Genomic DNA, 13,022 nt, shown 5'->3' with positions numbered 1-13,022 from the left:
GAGCGACAGCGCAGCGCCCTTTACTCGGGGCGCGCAAGCACGACACTGGCCAAGAAGCGGGCGGCCCCCACGGTCACTTGAAGCCGACGCGAAACCGGGAAGCCCCCGTCGGCCGGAAGCCCCCGTCGGCCGGAAGCCCCCGTCGGCCGGAAGCCCCCGTCGGCCGGAAGCCCCCGTCGGCCGGAAGCCCACGGGACCGACTCAACCCACGCCAGTCATCGCGTCCCCTTGTTCTCGCGCGGTCAGCGCAGCCAACGCACCCCGAATCTCCCCGATCATGTGGGCAGGGCGCCGGAAGACATCCTCGGCGCTGTAGCGGAGGAAACTTCTGATCTCCGGGCACTGGTGGAGTTGGTTGTAGCGGGCGATGTCCCGGCGGTGGGAGTCGCGGGTGCCGTGATAGGCGTACCCCTCGATCTCCACGGCAAGGCCTGCTGCCCGGAAGAGGAAGTCGATGAAGCAGCGGCGGCCGTCCGGGGTGTGCACCTCGGCTTGGCTTTCGGGGTGGAGCCCGGCGTCGTGCATGCGCAGGCGGGCGATGGTCTCGGCCGGTGAGCCTGCGCGAGGGTCGCACAGTGCCAGCCACTTGAGGGCCCTGACCGTACCGCGTGAGGGGACTTCGAGCGCGGCGGTGATCGAGTCGAGCCTCGTGAACGGGGCGCGGCGGACGCGTTCGACTGTGCGGTAGGCGAGAGCGGAGTCCACGGCGACGATCGCGTCGTCCCTGGGCCCGTCCCGGAGCAGGTCGATGAGTGTACGGCCGGGAACCGTGACCCGCAGGCCCTGCCGTTCAACCACCTCGGTCGCGGCGATGGGGATGCGGTGCACGCGCACGCCCGCCCCTCCCCGGCGGAGGGTGAGAGACGGATCGGTGCACTCAAGCGGTCCCTCGGCAGCCGGGGCGAGGGTCTCGATCCGCCAGAGGGCGGCCGCCGACCGGTGGCTCACGACGAGCCGTGGCCTGACGAGCTGCGCAGCCCGAAGCCGGGTGATCAGGTCCGGGGAGCGCCCCGGTTCGATCCAGGTGCCGTTCTGGAACTGGGCCCACCCCTCGGCTCGGAGGGCCCGGCTGAGTCGGCGCGGATGCCAGCCGGCCGCGAGGGCACGCGAGGTGAGGAGGACACCGTCCTTCGCCAACTCCCGTAATCCGATCTGCTCCACCCCGCCAAGATCGCAGACTCGCGCCGGCGAGCGTGGAGCCTGTGGATAACCCCGCTTGCCCACGGTATGCCCACGGTCGGGCGCGGGGATTGGACGCTTTGGGACGGGCAGTGGAGTGGAATGGGCGGGTTTGGGAGGCTAGGGAGTGTCCCGGGGCGGCCAATTGGTGCGCCCGGGAAGGGGGCAGTGCGTCAGCGAGGTGATGGAGGTGGTCCAGGAGGTCGGGGTGGCAAGACCTTGTGGTGTGAACTGCGCGGGGTCGGAATCGGCAACCGCTGAAGGGCGGAGCGGTCCGCTGCCGCTGAGGGCATGACTGTGGGGCCGAGCCTGGGCCCGGCCCCACAGTCGAGACCCTTCGGCGCCCGACACGCCTCGGCCGCGGCGGCTCCCCTCCGTGCCGTCGCGGCCGATCCCGTCGGGAATGAGGCTTACTTGCCGCCCAGGTCCAGGGCGGGCGGGACAGGCGCGTGGTTCTCGAGAGTGGTGATCTCCCCATCGGCCGACGGAGCGGCCGACGGAGCGGCCGTCTGGGTGTCCTTCGCCGTGGTCTTGTCCAGAGCCGGCGGCACGGGAGCGTGGTTCTCCATCGTGGTGACGTCTGTCGTCTGCTTCTCGGTGCTGCTCATGTTCAGGCTCCCCCTGGGAGTGATGTTCAAGTGGTGAGATGCCTCTGTCCGGCGACTCCCCCGAGTATCGCCGGACAGAGGACATGAGCCGGACCCACCCCCCGTGGGCTCGGTACGGCTCTCATGTCCCCCGACGCGATGAGCCGTTGAGTCGACTCTCTCAGGCGGTCATAAACGTTCGATGAACGCCGTAGACGGCGAGCTCACGGTGCGTCCAGCGGTGCCAGCAGGAGGCGTACTTCGGTGGCCTCGGGTGCTCCCGACTGTTCCAGGAGGGGCAGGGCCTCGTGCCAGCAGGCCCGCGCCCGATCCAACTGGCCCAGTGCGTGGAGGCTCTTGCCCAGAGTGCTCAGCACACTGCCTCGGATTAGATCACCGCCGATGAATCCGATCGCCAGAGCCTGCTCGGCGTGTTGGGCCGCCTGAGCCGGGCGCCCAGCGGCCAGGTGGAGCTGTGCGATGCGGAAGTGTGCCGTCCCCTCCCACAGGCGTTGCCGGTTGTTCCCGAACATCGCCAGGGCATCGGTCAGTTGCACGAGGCCCTCGGAGAGCCGTCCGGCTTGGATGAGTGCGACGCCAAGGGCGTAGCGGCCATTTGCAAGACGCAGAGTGAGGCCGAGTTGCTGAAAGATGTTGACACCCTGCTGCGCCAAGGTGACCGCGTCGGACGTGCGGTTCATGCGCTCGTAGAGCCGCGACAGGTTGCAGAGTGCGCTGGCCTCACCCGGCCGGTTCCCGTCCGCTCGATAACCGTCCCTGGCCGTGGTGAGGAACTCCTCCGCCTCCTCGTAGCGGCCCTGACTGAGAGCGATGATCCCCCGGTCGGTGGAGGCCCAGCTGATGGGTGCGGCATCTCCCGCTGTGGCGGCCAGTGCGACGGCGCAGCGAGCCTCTTCGTCCGCCTCGGAGTAGCGTCCGGCGGCCAGGTGGACATTGGAGAGCGCTGTCCGGGCACGGCTTTCCGCTCGGACGTCGGTGTCCACCTGCGCGGCATCCCGCAGGGTCACGGCCGCCGTTTCGTATTGCTTCGCGTTCGCGCCCGACTCCGCCAGATCCTTCGCGGCCCACAGCAGATCAACGGCTCGGCCGAGCCCTCTGCCGGTCGTCTGTTGCCTGGCACAGGCCAGTAGGCACTGAGCCTCCGCGAAGAGCCAGTCGAGGGCTTCCGCCCGCCCCGTGAACGAAAGGCCCCTGTACGAGGTCGGCGCCAAGTGGACGACCATGCGGTCCCCGGGCCGCTCGATCGCATAGACCCCCGCCGCCGTTGCCAAATAGAAGTCCAGCAACCGCGACATCGCCGCCTCCCGCTCGCTCGGCGGCTGTTCGTCCCTTTCCGCGCAGGCACGCGCGTAGAGCCGGACCAGATCGTGGAAGCGGTAGCGGCCGGGCGCCGCCGATTCCAGCAGGGAGGTGTCGACCAGGGCCTCCAACAGGTCCTCGGTCTCGTCCACCGGCAGGTCCAGGATCGCCGCCGCGGCCGCCAGTGACATGTCCGGCCCGTCGGCCAAGCCCAGCAACCGGAACGCCCGTGCCTGGGCCGGTTCCAGTTGGCCGTAGCCGAGTTCGAACGTCGCCTTGACCGCCAGGTCGCCCGCCTGGAGTTCGTCCAGGCGGCGGCGTTCGTCCGCGAGTTTCGCCGCCAGGACCGAGACCGTCCAGGTGCGGCGGGCCGCCAGGCGGGAGGCCGCGATGCGGATCGCCAGTGGCAGGAAGCCGCACGCCGCCACCACGTCGAGGGCGGCCTCCCGCTCGCTCGCCACCCGCTCCTCGCCGACGATCTTCGTGAAGAGGGACAGTGCCTCGTCCGGCGACATCACGTCCAGGTCCACGAGGTGGGCGCCGGCCAGGTCCACCATCCGGACGCGCGAGGTCACGAGGGCCGCGCAGCCTTCCGTGCCGGGCAGCAGGGGACGTACCTGGGCCGCGTCCTTCGCGTTGTCCAGCAGGACGAGGACGCGGCGGCCGTCCAGCACCGAGCGGTACAGCGCCGCCCGTTCCTCCAGGGAGTCGGGGATGGCGGAGTCGGCCGTGCCGAGTGCGCGCAGGAAGGAGCCCAGTACCGTCTCCGGTTCCGCCGAGCGCGGGCCCGCGCCCTGGAGGTCGACGTACAGCTGGCCGTCCGGGAAGGCGGCCCGTGCCTGGTGGGCCACGTGCACCGCGAGGGTCGTCTTGCCGACGCCCCCGATGCCCGCGAGCGCCGACACGGCCATCACTCGGCCCTCCGCGGACGCCAGCACGTCGCTCAGCTCGGATACGAAGGATCCGCGGCCCGTGAAGTCAGGGACGGTGGCGGGCAGCTGGGCCGGACGCACCGGCACCACCGCGGGCTCGGACACCGGAGCCGACGGTTCCGCCAGGGCCGGGTCGGCCTGCAGGATGCGCTGCTGGAGTTCCCTGAGCCCCGGGCGTGGATCCACGCCGAGCTCCTCGGCCAGCAGGCGCCGCGTGTCCGCGTACACCGCCAGCGCCTCGGCCTGCCGCCCGCTGCGGTACAGCGCCAGCATCAGCAGCTCACGCAGGCGTTCGCGCAGCGGGTGCGCCGCCGTCAGGGCCGTCAGCTCGGAGACCGCCTCCGCGTGGCAGCCCTGCTCCAGGTCCATGTCGAGGCGGGATTCGAGGAGTTGCAGGCGCCATTCCTCCAGGCGGACCCGCTGCGCGTCGGCGTACGGGCCGGGGACGCCGGCCAGCGGCTCCCCGTCCCACAGGGCCAGCGCGCGGTTCAGTACGTCCCGGGCGAGGCTCAGGTCCCCGGCGCTGCGCGCCTTCTCCGCGTCCGCGGCCAGGTCCTGCGCCACCGCCAGATCCAGGGCGCCCTCGCCCAGAGCGCGCACCGCGTAGCCGCCGGACTCGCTGACCAGGACCCCGGGGTCGAGGACCTTGCGCAGCCGGGACGCGTACGTCCGTACCGCCGCCAGGGCCTGCGAGGGCGGCTCGGGGCCCCACAGGGCGTCGATCAGCTCGGCGGCGGTCGCCGTCCGGCCCTCGCGCAGCAGCAGGGCCGCCAGCAGGGCGCGCTGCTGGGGTGAGCCGGTGTTGAGAGGTTCCTCGCCGCGCCAGGCGCGCACCGGACCGAGCACGCTGAAGCGCAACGCCGCCGACTCCTCGGAGGAGCCGGGGCGCCGCTGCTCCGGTACCCGCGGTACACCGTCCATGCCCGTCCCCCTAGACATCCCGAACCACTCCGTCAGTTTGCCTTGTTCATGGCGGATGCGTCAGCCGTGCGAGACGCCGATCACAGGCCGGCTCACGGGAGTCCACAGGCCCCTCACACGCTGTTCGCACAGTTGCGCACAGATCGAGTCACCACCGGCGCCCGCACGATAGCTGACGGGTCGTCAGATCGGCGCTACCGTGAGCGCCATGGACACCCGGACAGCACTGCCCGAGATCATCTCCGTCGACGACCACACGGTGGAGCCCGCGCACGTCTGGCAGGACCGGCTCCCGAAGAAATACCGGGACACAGGTCCCCGTATCGTCCGCGCCCCCCTGAAGGAAATGACCTTCCTCGGTGGCCGGTTCAAGCCCGTGATGGGCAAACCGGGCGACGAGGGCCCGCTCGGCGACTGGTGGGTCTACGAGGATCTGCACCGGCCGATCACCCGTCTCGACACCGCCGTCGGCTACAGCAGGGACGAGATCAAACTCGAAGTCATCACGTACGAGCAGATGCGCGCGGGGTCGTACGACGTGCCCCAGCGGCTCGCCGACATGGACGTCAACCACGTCCAGTCCGCCCTGTGTTTCCCCACCTTCCCCCGCTTCTGCGGCCAGACCTTCACCGAGGCCAAGGATCGCGAGCTCGCCCTGCTGTGCGTCCGCGCCTACAACGACTGGATGGTGGACGAGTGGTGCGGGCCCAGCGCCCATGGCCGGCTGATACCCCTCGGCCTGATCCCGCTGTGGGACGCCGAGCTCGCCGCCGCCGAGGTCCGGCGCAACGCCGCACGCGGTGTCCGTGCGGTCGCCTTCTCCGAGATACCCCCGCACCTCGGCCTGCCCTCCGTGCACACCGACGACTGGGACCCCTTCCTCGCCGCCTGCGACGAGACCGGCACCGTCGTCGCCATGCACATCGGCTCCAGCAGCCGTATGCCCTCCACCTCGGCCGACGCCCCGCCCGCCGTCGGCTCCACGATCACCTTCGCCAACTGCTGCTTCTCGATGGTGGACTGGCTGATGAGCGGGAAGTTCGAGCGCTTCCCGAACCTCAAGGTCATGTACGCGGAGGGGCAGATCGGCTGGATCCCCTACATCCTGGAGCGCGCCGACGTGGTCTGGGAGGAGAACCGCGGCTGGGGCGGGGTCGCGGACAAGGTCCACCGGCCGCCGTCCGAGCTGTTCGCCGACCACGTCTACGGCTGCTTCTTCGACGACGCCTTCGGACTGCGCAACCTCGACTCCATCGGCGTCGGAAATGTCCTGTACGAGACCGACTACCCGCACTCCGACTCCACCTGGCCGAAGTCGAAGGAGGTCGGCGAGGCCCAGATGGGGCACCTGTCGGCGGACGTCGTCGAGCGGATCGTCCGGGGCAACGCCATCGAGCTGCTGGGGCTCTCGGACGCCGGCCTGTGGGAGGGGCCCCGGTGACCCTCGCCTACGGCATCCAGCTCCCCGTCCAGTCCCAGAGCACCATCTACACGGAGCCCTGGGAAGCCTCCGCCGGCCCCGCCGACCTGGTCGAGATCGCCCGCTGTGCCGACGGCGCCGGGTTCGACTACGTCGCCTGCTGCGACCACGTCGCCATCCCGCGCCGGCTGGCCCCGGCCATGAGCACGGTCTGGTACGACCCCGTCGCCACCCTCGCCCACCTGGCCGCCGTCACCGAGCGCGTCCGGCTGCTGAGCCATGTCGCCGTCGTCGGGCTGAGGCACCCGCTCCTCACGGCCAAGCAGTACGCCACCCTCGACCACCTCTCCGGCGGCCGCCTGCTCCTCGGGGTCGGCGCCGGGCACGTGGCGGAGGAGTTCGGCGTGCTCGGGGTGGACTTCGAGCAGCGCGGGGCCGTGCTCGACGAGACGATCGACGCGCTGAGGGCGGCGCTCGGGCCGGAGGAGTTCCCCGAGCACCACGGGAAGCGGTTCGACTTCGAAGGGCTCGGGCAGCGGCCCCGCCCCGCCCAGGCCCACGTGCCCCTCTGGGTCGGCGGCTCCTCGCCCGCCGCCGTACGCCGGGCCGCCCTCAAGGGCGACGGCTGGCTGCCGCAGGGGGACCCGCGGGACCGGCTGCCCGCCCAGATCGCCCGGCTGAGGGAGCTCCGCGAGCGGGCCGGCATCGAGGCCCCCCTCACCGTCGGGGCCATCACCGAGCCGCTGTACGTCGGCTCGCCCGCCTGGGACGTCGGCCGCCGCACCCTCAGCGGCACCCCCGACGCCCTCGCCGAGTCGCTGCGCGCCTACCGGGCGATGGGCGTGCACCAGATCCAGGTGCGGTTCCGCTGCCGCAGCCGCACCGAACTCATGGACCAGATGACCGCCTTCGGGGCCGAGGTCGCGCCCCGCCTCGACTAGGGAGAGCCATGGGCAAGCTGGACGGACGCGTCGTGGTCGTCACGGGCGCGGCGCGCGGGCAGGGCGAGCAGGAGGCGCGGCTGTTCGTCGCCGAGGGCGCGTCGGTCGTCGTGGCCGATGTGCTCGACGAGCAGGGCCGGGCCCTCGCCGAGGAGTTGGGCGCGCTGTACGTCCATCTCGACGTGGGCCGGGAGGAGGACTGGCGGGCCGCCCTCGCCGCCACCAAGCAGGCGTACGGCCGGCTGGACGGCCTGGTCAACAACGCGGGCATCCTGCGCTTCAACTCCCTCGTGGACACGCCCCTCGACGAGTTCATGCAGGTCGTCCAGGTCAACCAGGTCGGCTGCTTCCTGGGCATGAAGACGGCCGCGCCCGAGATGGCGGACGGCGGCACGATCGTCAACACGGCCTCGTACACGGCGCTGACCGGTATGGCGGCCGTCGGGACGTACGCGGCGACCAAGCACGCCGTCCTCGGGCTCACCCGGGTCGCCGCCCTGGAGCTGGCCGCCCGGCGGATCCGGGTCAACGCCGTCTGCCCGGGCGCCATCGACACCGCGATGGCCAACCCGGCCCGCCTGGATCCGGGCGCGGATCCCGAGGAGATGACCCGCGCCCTGGACGAGCTGTACCGCAAGCTCGTGCCGCTCGGCCGGATCGGCCGCCCGGAGGAGGTGGCCCGCCTGACGCTGTTCCTCACCTCGGAGGACTCCTCCTACATCACCGGGCAGCCCTTCGTGATCGACGGAGGCTGGCTGGCGGGCGTCTCGGTGATCTGACTGGCCGTCAGCTATTGACGGTGCATGCGGGCGGTGCAACAGTCGGGCGGCAGAGAATCTGACGGTGCGTCAGAAAGAAATGACACCACGAAGACTCAGGACGGTGAACCGCCTTGGAATTCGGGCTCTTTGTACAGGGATACGTGGGCAAGCGCGCCGAGACCGACCCGCTGGCCGAGCACAAGGCGTTGATGGAGGAGACCGAGTACGTCATCCAGGCGGACAAGTCCGGTTTCAAGTACGCCTGGGCGTCCGAGCACCACTTCCTGGAGGAGTACTCGCACCTCTCCGCCAACGACGTCTTCCTCGGCTACCTGGCCCACGCCACGGAACGCATCCACCTGGGATCCGGGATCTTCAACCCCCTGGCGCAGGTGAACCATCCGGTGAAGGTGGCCGAGAAGGTCGCCATGCTCGACCACCTCACCGAGAACCGCTTCGAGTTCGGCAGCGGACGGGGCGCCGGCTCGCACGAGATCCTCGGTTTCCTTCCCGGCATCACCGACATGAACTACACCAAGGAGATCTGGGAAGAGACCATCGCCGAGTTCCCGAAGATGTGGACGCAGGACGAGTACGTCGGCTTCCAGGGCAAGCACTGGCAGCTGCCGCCCCGCAAGATCCTGCCCAAGCCGTACGGCTCCTCGCACCCGGCGATGTGGTACGCGGCCGGGTCGCCGCCGTCGTACGCCATGGCCGCGCGCAAGGGCCTCGGCGTGCTCGGCTTCAGCATCCAGAAGGTCTCCGACATGGAGTGGGTGCTGGAGCAGTACAAGACCGCCATCGTGAACGCCGAGCCGATCGGTGACTACGTCAACGACAACGTGATGGTGACGACCACGGCGATCTGCGCGCCCACGCACGACGAGGCGATCCGCATCGCGGTCGGCGGCGGGCTGCACTACCTGCCGTCGCTGGTCTTCCGCTACCACGACACCTTCCCGCGCCCCGAGGGCTTCCCGGTGTGGCCGGAGACGCTGCCCGAGTACACGCCGGAGTTCGTGGAGCTGCTGATCGAGGAGGAGCTGCTGATCTGCGGCGACCCGGACGAGGTGCTCCGCCAGTGCAAGCGGTGGGAGCAGGCCGGTGCGGACCAGTTGAGCTTCGGATTGCCGGTGGGGGTGCCGAAGGAGGAGACGCTGCAGACGATTCGGCTGATCGGTGAGCACGTGATTCCGAAGATCGACACGGATCCTGTTCATCGGACTTCGCGGTTCCGGGGTGCCGTGTAATCGCCGTTGCGGGGTGCGGGTGCGTTGTGGCTGGTCGCGCAGTTCCCCGCGCCCCTTTTCAGTCCCGGAGCCGGAAAAGGAACTCTCATGCTTGATCACGTCATCAAGGGCGCGACCGTCGTCGACGGGACGGGTGCGCCCGCGTTCGTCGCCGACGTCGGTATACGGGACGGGCGGATAGCCGTCGTCGGTGCGGTCACCGAGGAGTCCCGTACCAGCGAGGACGCCGCCGGGCTCGTGCTGGCGCCCGGGTTCGTCGACCCGCACACCCACTACGACGCCCAGTTGTTCTGGGACCCGTACGCCACTCCGTCGCTGAACCACGGCGTCACCACGGTCGCGGCCGGGAACTGCGGGTTCACCCTCGCGCCCCTGAACCCGGACCGGCCCGAGGACGCCGACTACACCCGCCGCATGATGTCCAAGGTGGAGGGCATGTCCCTGGTCGCCCTGGAGGACGGGGCGCCCTGGTCCTGGAACACGTTCGGGGAGTACCTGGACGCGCTTGAGGGCCGGATCGCCGTCAACGCGGGCTTCATGGTGGGGCACTGTGCGCTGCGGCGGTACGTGATGGGCCCGGACGCGGTGGGCGGACAGCCGACGCGGGAGCAACTCGCCGAGATGCTGCGGATCTTCCACGAGGCGATGGACGCGGGCGCGTGGGGTTTCTCCACGACCCAGTCCACCACCCACTCGGACGGCGACGGGCAGCCGGTGGCCTCGCGGCACGCGCTCCCCGACGAGCTGCTGGCCCTGTCGAAGGCCGTCGGGGAGCACGAGGGCACCCAGATCGAGGCGATCGTCGCGGGCTGCCTGGACCAGTTCAGCGACGCGGAGATCGACCTGTTCGTCGAGATGAGCGCGGCCGCCGGACGCCCCCTGAACTGGAACGTCCTGACGGTCGACGCGGCCGTCCCGGAGCGGGTGCCCCGGCAGCTGACGGCGAGCGAGCGGGCCCGCAAGGCCGGCGGCCGGATCGTCGCCCTCACCATGCCGATCCTCACGCCGATGAACATGTCCCTGGGCACGTTCTGCGCCCTGAACCTCATCCCCGGGTGGGGGCCGATCCTCGGCCTCCCGGTCCCCGAGCGGATCGCGAAGCTCCGTGACCCCGAGGTGCGGGCCGAGATGCTCCGGCGCGCCGAGTCGAAGGAGGCGGGCGTCTTCCGGCGGCTGGCCAACTTCGGCCGGTACGTCATCGGTGACACCTACAGCGAGGCGAACGCCGGGCTGCGCGGCCGGGTGGTCAGGGACATCGCGGGCGAACGGGGGCAGGACCCGTTCGAGTGCCTCGTGGAGATCTGCGCGGCCGACGAGCTGCGTACGGTGCTGTGGCCCATGCCGACCGACAACGACCCGGCGTCCTGGACGCTGCGGGCGGACACCTGGCAGCACGAGGACGTCCTGCTCGGCGGGTCGGACGCGGGCGCGCACCTGGACCGCATGTGCGGAGCGCCGTACACCACCCGCTTCATCGGGGACTGCCTGCGCGGCCGGAAACTGGTCGGCCTCGAACAGGCGGTGAAGATGCTGACGGACGACCCCGCGCGGCTGTTCGGGCTGCGCGAGCGCGGCCGGATCCGGGAGGGCTGGCATGCGGACCTGGTGCTGTTCGACCCGGAACGGATCGACGCGGGCCAGGCCACCCTGGTGCACGACCTGCCGGGTGACAGCCCGCGGCTGGACTCCCGGCCGATCGGCATACGGGCCGTGTGGGTCAACGGGGTCGAGGCGATCCGGGACGACGTGGTGAGCGGGGCCGTACCCGGCAGGGTGCTGCGCTCCGGCCGGGACACGAGGACGGTGAGCACCAGGTGAGCCCCTCGTCCGACGGGCAGCGGCTGTTCATCGGCGGGACGTGGACGGAGCCCGACGTCGGTCACTACGAGGTGGTGGACCCGGCGACCGAGGAGACCGTCGGCTGGGCGCCGGAGGCCTCGCGGGACCAGGTGCGCGCGGCCTGCGCCGCGGCCCGCGAGGCCTTCGGCCCGTGGTCCCGCAGGACTCCGGAGGAGCGGGCGGCCGTCCTCGGCCGGGCCGCCGACATCATCCGCGGCCACCTGGTGCCGTACGCGGACCTGGCCCGGGCGGAGACCGGCGCCACCACGGGGACGGCGCGCGGCATGCAGGTGGGGGTGGCGGCGGCCCGCTTCCGCCGCTACGCGCGGGTCGAGCCGGCAGAGTGGCCGATCGCGCCGCAGATCAACGAGGCGGGCCCGATGGGCCGGGCGGGGGTGATGGGCGCCCTGGCGATACGCCAGCCGGTCGGCGTGGTCACCTGCATCACCTCCTACAACAACCCCTGGGCGAACCCGGCGGGAAAGGTCGCCCCGGCGCTGGCGATGGGCAACACGGTGGTGGTCAAGCCGGCCCCGCAGGACCCGCTGTCGGTGTACCGGATGGCGGAGGCGCTGGAGGCGGCGGGCGTGCCGCCGGGCGTGGTGAACGTGGTCTCCGGCCGGGCGGTCGGGGTGGGCGAGGCGGCCGTGGATTCCCCGGACGTCGACATGGTGAGCTTCACCGGCTCCACGGCGGTCGGGCAGCGCATCGCCGAGGTGTGCGGGCGGGGCATGAAGCGGCAGCTGATGGAGCTCGGCGGCAAGGGCGCGGCGGTCGTCTTCGACGACGCGGACCTCGCCTCGGCGGTGGCCGGGATCGGGACGACGTTCTCCTTCTACAGCGGGCAGATCTGCACGGCGCCGACGCGGGTGCTGGCGCAGCGGGGCGTGTACGAGCAGCTGGTCGGTCAACTGGCCCGGTACGTGGACCGGTTGAAGGTGGGGGACCCGAGGGAGCCGGAGACGGTGGTGGGCCCGGTGATCTCGGCCGCGCACCGGGACCGGGTGGAGGCGTACGTCGAACTGGCTCGCAAGGAGGGCGCGACGGTGGTGGCGGGCGGCGAACGCCCGTCCCTCGACCGGGGTTTCTACGCGGCGCCCACCCTGCTGGCCGACTGCACGAACGACATGCGCGTGGCGCGGGAGGAGATCTTCGGCCCGGTCGTCTCGGTGATCCCCTTCGACGAGGAGGAAGAGGCCGTCGCCCTGGCCAACGACTCCGACTACGGCCTCATCGACTACGTGTGGTCGTCGGACGTGGCGAAGGCCTTCCGGGTGGCCCGGCGACTGCGGGCGGGAGGGGTCGGCATCAACACCGTCGGCCGCAACATGGAGGCGCCGTTCGGGGGGTTCAAGAAGAGCGGGGTGGGCCGGGACGTCGGGTCCTACGCCCTGCACGCGTACGGCGAGGTGCAGGCGATCGTGTGGCCGGGGTGAGGGTCATCCCGTCAGATCCACCCGCACCGTCAGCAGGTCGGTGCCGAGTGCCCGTACCGCCGTGCTGTTCATTCGGGGCAGGTGGCGCAGGCGGGCCACGGCGTCGTCGTCGGGCAGGAGATGCGCCGTGCCGCTGTGCCAGCGGCCCCGGATGCGGACGCGGACGGCGGGGTCGGCCTCGATGTTGCGGACGTACTGGGACCGGTGCCCGAACTCGGAGACCAGCCAGAAGGAGTCGCCGATCCGCCGGCCGCCCACCGGGGTCTGCCGGGGCAGGCCGGACCGGCGGCCGGTGGTCTCCAGCACCGTCTGCAGCGGGATCCGGCGCAGCACGGGGTTGCCGACACGGCGCTGGAAGGCGGTGACCGCCCGGTGCTTCAGGTCGGCGTATCGGGACATGGACTCGTGGCCTCCCGCGTCGATGGGTTCCGTCGAG

At 71.2% G+C, this 13,022-nt stretch carries 10 protein-coding genes; 6 read left to right on the top strand and 4 right to left on the bottom strand.

Going from position 1 to position 13,022, the window contains the following annotated elements; translation table 11 throughout:
- Window positions 1-201: 201 nt before the first annotated feature.
- From ACWGKT_RS44745 to ACWGKT_RS44735, 3 genes are all read right to left on the bottom strand, one after another.
- Window positions 202-1,161 carry a hypothetical protein gene (locus ACWGKT_RS44745; protein ID WP_453278227.1) on the bottom strand — a complete coding sequence of 320 codons (960 nt, stop codon included), beginning with the start codon at window positions 1,159-1,161 and terminating at the stop codon, window positions 202-204.
- Window positions 1,162-1,589: 428 nt separating this feature from the next.
- Entirely contained in the window at window positions 1,590-1,787 is a 198-nt protein-coding gene (locus ACWGKT_RS44740) for a sigma-like protein (RefSeq protein WP_453278226.1), read from the bottom strand.
- A 203-nt stretch (window positions 1,788-1,990) separates the two neighbouring features.
- Complete coding sequence (locus ACWGKT_RS44735) at window positions 1,991-4,939, bottom strand: BTAD domain-containing putative transcriptional regulator (RefSeq protein WP_453278225.1); 2,949 nt, start codon at window positions 4,937-4,939, stop codon at window positions 1,991-1,993.
- A gap of 208 nt (window positions 4,940-5,147) precedes the next feature.
- On the opposite strand from ACWGKT_RS44735, the gene ACWGKT_RS44730 reads away from it, so the two are divergent.
- From ACWGKT_RS44730 to ACWGKT_RS44705, 6 genes are all read left to right on the top strand, one after another.
- Window positions 5,148-6,380 carry an amidohydrolase family protein gene (locus ACWGKT_RS44730; RefSeq protein WP_453278224.1) on the top strand — a complete coding sequence of 411 codons (1,233 nt, stop codon included), beginning with the start codon at window positions 5,148-5,150 and terminating at the stop codon, window positions 6,378-6,380.
- Window positions 6,377-7,300: an LLM class F420-dependent oxidoreductase gene (locus ACWGKT_RS44725; protein WP_453278223.1), complete on the top strand. Its 924-nt coding sequence runs from the start codon at window positions 6,377-6,379 to the stop codon at window positions 7,298-7,300. The genes ACWGKT_RS44730 and ACWGKT_RS44725 overlap by 4 nt, the downstream gene beginning before the upstream one ends.
- An 8-nt stretch (window positions 7,301-7,308) precedes the next feature.
- Complete coding sequence (locus ACWGKT_RS44720; RefSeq protein ID WP_453278222.1) at window positions 7,309-8,079, top strand: SDR family NAD(P)-dependent oxidoreductase; 771 nt, start codon at window positions 7,309-7,311, stop codon at window positions 8,077-8,079.
- A 113-nt stretch (window positions 8,080-8,192) separates the two neighbouring features.
- Window positions 8,193-9,311 carry an LLM class flavin-dependent oxidoreductase gene (locus ACWGKT_RS44715; RefSeq protein WP_453278221.1) on the top strand — a complete coding sequence of 373 codons (1,119 nt, stop codon included), beginning with the start codon at window positions 8,193-8,195 and terminating at the stop codon, window positions 9,309-9,311.
- Between the two features lie 87 nt (window positions 9,312-9,398).
- Window positions 9,399-11,129, top strand: coding sequence for an N-acyl-D-amino-acid deacylase family protein (locus tag ACWGKT_RS44710; RefSeq protein WP_453278220.1), 1,731 nt, complete (start codon window positions 9,399-9,401; stop codon window positions 11,127-11,129).
- The gene (locus ACWGKT_RS44705) at window positions 11,126-12,586 is read left to right on the top strand and encodes an aldehyde dehydrogenase family protein (protein WP_453278219.1); all 1,461 of its coding nucleotides are present in this window, start codon (window positions 11,126-11,128) and stop codon (window positions 12,584-12,586) included. The genes ACWGKT_RS44710 and ACWGKT_RS44705 overlap by 4 nt, the downstream gene beginning before the upstream one ends.
- Window positions 12,587-12,589: 3 nt before the next feature.
- Here the strand turns inward: ACWGKT_RS44705 and ACWGKT_RS44700 are convergent, their stop codons facing one another.
- Window positions 12,590-12,985 carry a nitroreductase/quinone reductase family protein gene (locus ACWGKT_RS44700; RefSeq protein WP_235454035.1) on the bottom strand — a complete coding sequence of 132 codons (396 nt, stop codon included), beginning with the start codon at window positions 12,983-12,985 and terminating at the stop codon, window positions 12,590-12,592.
- Window positions 12,986-13,022: the final 37 nt, after the last annotated feature.

The organism is Streptomyces sp. NPDC054794, from assembly GCF_053611585.1.
This window is presented reverse-complemented; position numbering and strand designations above follow the sequence as displayed.

Excerpts from the sequence above, each read along its gene's own strand:
- ACWGKT_RS44740 (WP_453278226.1), bottom strand. The coding sequence starts at position 1,787 with ATGAGCAGCACCGAGAAGCAGACGACAGACGTCACCACGATGGAGAAC.
- ACWGKT_RS44735 (WP_453278225.1), bottom strand. The coding sequence starts at position 4,939 with ATGGACGGTGTACCGCGGGTACCGGAGCAGCGGCGCCCCGGCTCCTCC.
- ACWGKT_RS44730 (WP_453278224.1), top strand. The coding sequence starts at position 5,148 with ATGGACACCCGGACAGCACTGCCCGAGATCATCTCCGTCGACGACCAC.
- ACWGKT_RS44720 (WP_453278222.1), top strand. The coding sequence starts at position 7,309 with ATGGGCAAGCTGGACGGACGCGTCGTGGTCGTCACGGGCGCGGCGCGC.
- ACWGKT_RS44710 (WP_453278220.1), top strand. The coding sequence starts at position 9,399 with ATGCTTGATCACGTCATCAAGGGCGCGACCGTCGTCGACGGGACGGGT.
- ACWGKT_RS44700 (WP_235454035.1), bottom strand. The coding sequence starts at position 12,985 with ATGTCCCGATACGCCGACCTGAAGCACCGGGCGGTCACCGCCTTCCAG.